Origin of the sequence: Streptomyces otsuchiensis (genome assembly GCF_004305975.1) — a bacterium.
Taxonomy (GTDB): domain Bacteria; phylum Actinomycetota; class Actinomycetes; order Streptomycetales; family Streptomycetaceae; genus Streptomyces; species Streptomyces otsuchiensis.
On the sequence record NZ_BHZI01000412.1, the window covers coordinates 1 to 3,836 of the forward strand.

A 3,836-nucleotide genomic window follows, 5' to 3' on the forward strand; every position below is an offset into this window, starting at 1 on the left:
GAGTGGGGAGGGTCGAGCGTGGGGGAGCGGTGCGTTAAGGAGGTCAGGCCGCAGCACCGCCGCGCGGGAGGGCCCGGCCGGCGTTCCACGCCGCCAGGAGCTCGGTGTCGTGGCCGGTGAGGTCGGCGACGGTCAGCAGCGAACCGGCGGCCACGTCCCGGGTGAGGGTGGCGTGCGCGGCCAGGTACAGCGGCGCGGCGTCCTCGGGCGCGTCGTCGGTGTCGAGCAGGACGGGGGCGACGCCCTCCACCTCGTGGTGGTGGCCGCCCATGGTCAGGACGGTGCCGGCGGCGAGGTCGCGGGTGGCGCGTCCGCCGAGGACGACGTGCTGGCGCGGCGCGGGTGAGCCGGCGGGTACGCCGCGCAGGACCGCGTCGAGGAGCGTGGTGGGGGTCTCCACGCCCATCAGGTGGTACGGCAGGTACAGGCAGGCGTAGCGGCCGTCGCGGCTGACGACGTGTCCCTTCTGGGCCAGCGTCTGCCAGGTGACGGGGTCGTGGGTGCGGACCACCGCGAAGACGCCACCGGCGAAGCTGGCCTCCTCGGGCAGGCGCAGCACCGAGAAGACGTCGACGATGCCGTCCCGGGTGGAGACGCCGCCGTGCTCGCGCAGGGCGTAGACATCGGCCAGTTCGGCGACGCGGGCCACCGGGTAGTGCATGGCCTCCACATCGGCGGTGAAGCCGGTGGAGGTGGCGACCACGGCCATCTCGCAGTAGTCGGCGGCCGCGCTGCGCTTGAGGGAGGCGACCGCCTCGGCGCGGGCCGCGAGCGTCTCGCGCACGTCGGTGCCGAGCTTGAGCAGCGCGCCCAGCTCCGGTGCCTTCACGGTCTCGCCGAGCTGGGTGACGGTGGCGTCCTCCGGGTCGTAGATCAGGTCGTACTCGCCGGACTTGCCGATGGCGACGATCGACAGCCCCAGTCCCCGCGCCCAGTCGAACCACTGGATCAGGTTGGCGGGCTGGTCGCCGGTGGCGGTGGTGTAGACGACGCCGTGCTCGGCGGCGACGGCGGCCAGCCGCACGCCGGAGACGGAGTCGACCTCCTTGCTGACCATCGCGACGTGCCGGCCGCCGGTCAGTGCCTGGAGCGCCGCGCGGTAGCCCACGGCGGGGCTGCCGGTGGCCTCGACCAGGATGTCGAAGCCGCCCTCGGCGAGCAGCGCGGTGTCGGCGACGACGGCGGTGCGCCCCTCGGCGACCACGGCCGCCAGCTCCCGGGCGTCACCGACGGTGACCAGCTCGTCGGCGGCGTATCCCAGTTCGGCGCACATGCGGTGGACACCGTCGGTGTCGAGGTCGCAGAGGACCGCCGCACGCAGGTTGTCCATCAGCCGCGTCTGGGCCAGCAGCGTGCGGGCGAAACCGCCGCAGGCGCCGGTCAGGGCGTAGGTGACGGTGCGGTGGTCCGGCTGGGAGCCGGCCTGCTGGGCGTTCATGCGGTGCCCTCCTGGAGCTCTGCGGGTGACCCGGGTGTTCCCGCCTCTTGGAGCGCGAACGTAACGTCAATTAACATGAGCGTCAACTGTAGTAACATAAATTCACAGATCGGCTCGGTAGGGTGCGCGCCGATCATCGGGATACGTACCAACGGCGTAACGGACGGTGACAACGGATGGCGGCAGCAATGGTCAGATGGGGCGGCGTGGCCGACGACTTCACCGGGGCCACCGATCTCGCCACCAACTGGGTGGCGCGCGGGCTGCGGACCAGCGTGACCCTGGGCGTCCCCACCGACGAACAGCTGGAGGGGCTGCGTGACATGGACGCCGTCGTCGTCGCGCTGAAGTCCCGCACCGCCCCGGTCGCCGAGGCCGTCGCCGAGTCGGTCGAGGCGCTGCGCGCCCTGCGCCGACTGGGCTGCGAGCGCGTCTACGACAAGTACTGCTCCACCTTCGACTCCACCCCGGCCGGCAACATCGGGCCGATCGCCGACGCGCTCATGGCCGAGCTCGATACCGACCTCGCCGTCGTCGTGCCGTCCTTCCCCGCCACCGGCCGCACCGTCTACCAGGGCCACCTCTTCGTCGGCCGCCAGCTGCTGAGCGACAGCTCCATGCGGCACCACCCGCTGACCCCGATGACCCGCTCCGACGTCACCGAACTGCTCACCCCGCAGACCGGCCACCGCGTCCTCTCCCTGCCGCTGCAGACCGTGCGGCGCGGCGCCGACGCCCTGCGCGCGGAACTGGACGGGCTGCGCCGCGCCGGAGAGCGCGTCTACGTCGTCCTCGACGCCGTGGACGAGAGCGACCTGCGGATCATCGCCGAGGCCACCGCCGACCACCCGCTGGTCACCGGGGGCTCCGGCCTCGCCCTCGGCCTCCCGGAGACCGACGCCCCCGCCACCGCGGCCATGCCCGTCGCCGAGGGCCACCGCGCGGTCCTGGCGGGCAGCGCCTCCTCCGCGACCCGCGGCCAGATCGCCGACGCCCGCGCGACGCTCCCCACCCACAAGCTGGACCTGGCCGCGCTGCGCGCCGACCTCCCGGCCGAGGTCGGACGGATCACCGCCTGGGCCCGTGAGCAGTGGTCGGCCACGCCAGGCACCGCCGTCCTGGTCTACGCCGTGGACTCCCTGGACGACATCGAGCCCGCCCCACCCGCCGGCGGCCGCCCCGCCGGTGAGCTGGTCGAGGAGGCCCTCGCGGGCTGCGCCACCGCCTTCGCCGCCGCCGGGGCCCGCCAGTTCCTGGTGGCCGGCGGCGAGACCTCCGGCAGCGTGGTGCAGGCCCTGGACGTCGCCCGCCTGGAACTCGGCCCCGCCCTCGCCCCCGGCGTCTCCTGGGCACACGGCACCGCCGCCGACGGCAACGGCTACAACCTGGCCCTGAAGTCGGGCAACTTCGGCCGCCCCGACATCTTCACCGCGGGCTGGCAGGCCCTGCGGTGAGATCCAGCCCGGCGGCCCCCGGCCGCGGCGGGAGGGACGCCGTAGCGCGGCACGGCCGCCCCGCCCCGCGCCAGGAGCGTGCCGCCCCGCGCCAGGACCGCCCCGCACGACGCCCGCACGGCACCTCCCCCCAGCGACTGACCCGCCGCACGGCGGAGACCATCAGGCAAGGAGCCCAGATATGAGCGACCCACGCACCGACCTCGTGGCGGCGGGACGTGAGCTGACCGCCGCCGGGCTGAGTCCGGGCGCGTCGGGCAACCTCAGCGTGCGCGTCGGCGACCGCGTCTACATCACCCCCACCGGCACCCGGCTCGACGAGCTGGACCCGGACGGCCTCGCCGTCCTGGACGCCGAGGCAGACGTGCGCACGCCCCTCGAACGCGCCCACCTGGACGGCCCCCGGCCCTCCAAGGAGTTCCCGCTGCACCTGGCGCTCTACCACCGCGACCCCACCGCGACCGCCGTCGTCCATCTGCACAGCGCCCACGCCGCCGCCTACTCCTGCCTGCCCGCGTGGTCCCCGCGCAGCGCCGTGCCGCCGCTGACCCCGTACTTCGTGATGCGCGTCGGCCAGACCCCGCTGGTGCCCTACGCCCAGCCGGGCGACGCCGACCAGGCCGCGGGCCTCGTCGACCTCGACTTCCCGTTCCGCGCGGCGCTGCTCCAGAACCACGGCCCGGTGACCAGCGGCGCCGACATGGCCGCCGCCACCGACGCCGCGATCGAGTTGGAGGAGACCAGCAGGCTGCTGCTCCTGCTGAACGGCCGCACCCCCCGGCTGCTCACCGCCGAGGAGGCCGACGTCCTCGCCCGCCGCTACGGCACCCACTGGGACGCCCACGCCGGTGCCGGAGCGGCGCCCGCTCCCGCGTAGCGCCGCACCACCGCCACCGGCGTCCACCCCGAACCGGGCCGGGCCCCCGCCACCCCCGGGCCCGGCC

Annotated in this window: 3 protein-coding genes; 2 read left to right on the forward strand and 1 reads right to left on the reverse strand. The window is 74.7% G+C overall.

Features of this window, described 5'->3' with window-relative positions; all coding sequences use genetic code 11:
• Nucleotides 1-43: 43 nt before the first annotated feature.
• Entirely contained in the window at nt 44-1,438 is a 1,395-nt protein-coding gene (locus E0D90_RS24420) for a homoserine dehydrogenase (RefSeq protein WP_130800119.1), read from the reverse strand.
• 188 nt (nt 1,439-1,626) lie between these two features.
• Here E0D90_RS24420 and otnK point away from each other — a divergent pair, with 188 nt between their 5' ends.
• Together otnK and E0D90_RS24430 are read left to right on the forward strand one after the other, a co-directional pair.
• A complete protein-coding gene (gene otnK, locus E0D90_RS24425) occupies nt 1,627-2,892 on the forward strand; it encodes a 3-oxo-tetronate kinase (protein ID WP_130800121.1) in 1,266 nt (421 codons plus the stop codon).
• A 181-nt stretch (nt 2,893-3,073) separates the two neighbouring features.
• Nucleotides 3,074-3,769: a class II aldolase/adducin family protein gene (locus E0D90_RS24430; protein WP_130800120.1), complete on the forward strand. Its 696-nt coding sequence runs from the start codon at nt 3,074-3,076 to the stop codon at nt 3,767-3,769.
• The last annotated feature ends 67 nt before the right edge of the window (nt 3,770-3,836 follow it).